The sequence below is a fragment of the Roseateles flavus genome (assembly GCF_039872765.1).
GTDB classification, from domain to species: Bacteria; Pseudomonadota; Gammaproteobacteria; order Burkholderiales; family Burkholderiaceae_C; genus Roseateles_B; species Roseateles_B flavus.
In genome coordinates, this window is the sequence record NZ_JBDPZC010000052.1 from 1 (window position 1) to 1,252 (window position 1,252).

Consider the following 1,252-nt stretch of genomic DNA (forward strand, 5'->3'; position numbering starts at 1 on the left):
CCCAGGTACTCGATGGTCCCGTCCGCCAGCCAGCGGCCCAGGTCCCCGGTCTTGTACATGCGTGCCCCAGCCTCCTCGCTGAAGGGGTCCGCCACGAAGCGTTCCTCGGTCAGCTGCGGCTGGTTCAGATAGCCGCGCGCCACCCCGTCCCCGCCGATGCAGATCTCCCCCGCCACCCCGATGGGCGTCGGCGCTCCCTGCTCGTCCAGCACATACACCCGCGTGTTGCCGATGGGCCTGCCCAGCGGGATGCTGCTGGCATCCCGCGCCACGTGCCGGACCTCGTGGGTCAGCGCGAAGGTCGTCGTCTCCGTCGGACCATAGCCATTGAGCAGATGTTGCGGCGCATGCCGCTCCAGCACCCGCGCCACCACGCGCGGATCCAGCGCCTCACCGCCAATGATCAGATAGCGCAGCTGCGGCAGCACCCCGGCCAGCTGCGGCTCGTACTGGTTGAACAGGCCCACCGTCAGCCACAGCACGCTCACCCGCTGGCGTGCCAGCTCCTGGGCCAGCTCCTGCGGCTGCAGCAGCGTCTCCTGGTCTATCACCACCACCGCCCCGCCGTTGAGCAACGCCGCCCACACCTCCAGCGTCGTCGCATCAAAGGCCGGGTTGGCCGCCAGCGCCACACGGTCCTGCGCTTCAAACTGCGCATAGCCGTTGTTCAGCACCAGCCGCGCCACCCCGCGCTGCCTCACCTGCACGCCCTTGGGCGTGCCCGTGGAGCCGGAGGTGTACATCACATAGGCCAGGTCCTCTCCTCGGCCCTGCTGACCCACTGCTTGTGCCGGCCACTGGGCCAGCGCCTCCTCGTCCACGTCCAGCCGGCTCAGCCCTGCCAGCTCCTGCGCCAGCGCCTGGCCGCTGCGCGCCAGCACCCGCTTCGCCCCGCAGTCCTGCGCCATCAGCGCCTGCCTGGCCCCGGGCAACACCTCGTCCAGCGGCACATACGCCCCGCCTGCCTTGAGCACCCCCAGCTGCGCCACCACCAGCTCCATGCTGCGCCCCAGCGACAGCGCCACGCATTCACCGTGCGCCAGACCTTGCGCCTGCAGCGCCTGCGCCAGCCGGTCCGACCACGCGTCCAGCTGCGCATAGCTCAGTGTGCGTTCCCCGGCCTGCACGGCCACCGCCTGCGCCCGGGCCTGCACCTGCCGCGCAAACAGCGCCGCCAGACCCTCCTCGCGCGGGTACTCCCGCTGCGACACGCCCCAGCCCAGCAGCTGCGCCCGCTCCTGCGACGGCAGCA

At 71.3% G+C, this 1,252-nt stretch carries 1 protein-coding gene; it reads right to left on the reverse strand.

All coding sequences use genetic code 11. From position 1 onward, the window contains the following. Positions 1–1,252, reverse strand: a 1,252-nt coding sequence (locus ABDJ40_RS24690) for an amino acid adenylation domain-containing protein (RefSeq protein ID WP_347613772.1), incomplete at both ends; no start/stop codon positions are given.